General features: G+C 49.9%; 2 protein-coding genes. Both read right to left on the bottom strand.

Annotated elements, in window-relative coordinates:
• Positions 1–396: DUF3806 domain-containing protein (locus DEF47_RS19985; RefSeq protein ID WP_287045315.1), on the bottom strand; the 396-nt coding region annotated here is incomplete at its 3' end.
• A gap of 17 nt (positions 397–413) precedes the next feature.
• On the bottom strand, positions 414–957 hold a 544-nt coding region (locus tag DEF47_RS19980), incomplete at its 5' end, for a hypothetical protein (RefSeq protein ID WP_287045314.1).

The following is a 957-nucleotide window of genomic DNA, read 5'->3' as shown; positions in this document are numbered from 1 at the left end:
ATCGATCAGATTGGGAATAGCCTCGTAAAACATGCGCACCGAATGTTCTTCACCAGCTGCGATGTGTTTATAGACTTTGTTGAAGGGATAAACCCAAATATCGCCGCCTTGGACTGGTAGCGCAATCCCCCAATCGTTGCTTTCGTGTTCGTGGCCCCAACGCCCGCCGTAGTTGGCAATAATGCAGGCTCCGAGAAATGCCCCAAGCGATTGAACTAAGTTGGGCGGCACTTGCTCAGGCTCATAATTTGGGCGAATTTGTTCGATATAGGTATTGAGCCATTTTACCGCCACGTGATTATATTCAAGCTCAATCCCAAGCTGGCTTTGCACCGAGCGCACAAAATGTTGCGCCAAGTGCTCTAAGCCAGCAACGATGTTCTGCTGTTGCGACATAGCTGACCTTATTATGGTTATTTGGTGGCCTGTTCGAGCACGCGCAAGGTGATATTGGGCACACCAAAGGGTAACGGATGATTATTGGGCATCGGTTTCAAGCGACTATTGCCCGATTCATGCTCCAAGATACCAATCACTTGGCCTTGGTAAAACGGCACATATAGGGTTGGTTTATCGGGTACGCATAATTGCACCGCGCCAGTCGCGCTGCGTTTATGCACATCATTGACTACTTGTTGCAAAATCGTTTTGGAAGCGGCAATTGCCACAGGCCGACTGGGATCAGCCCCAACAATCGCGGCACATGCATCGATTAAACGGGCGGGAGTTTGGTAAAGTTCGGGCTGTGAATGGGCATTGGCCAAATGTTGCAAGGCCTGATTAGCGCTATACCACTGATCGTTGGATAAATCTTGGGCATGCACGCCACGCAGATGGCCCTCGCTGAACATTACAATTCCCATCACAAAGCCGGTGCTTTGCGCCCCTGGTTGATAGTAGACATAACCAGAGAAACGGCGGGTTTGCAAATATTCCAACTGTTTACCCAAGGGCAGG

This window comes from Herpetosiphon sp., from assembly GCF_003512625.1.
Taxonomy (GTDB): Bacteria; Chloroflexota; Chloroflexia; order Chloroflexales; family Herpetosiphonaceae; genus Herpetosiphon; species Herpetosiphon aurantiacus.
This window is presented reverse-complemented; position numbering and strand designations above follow the sequence as displayed.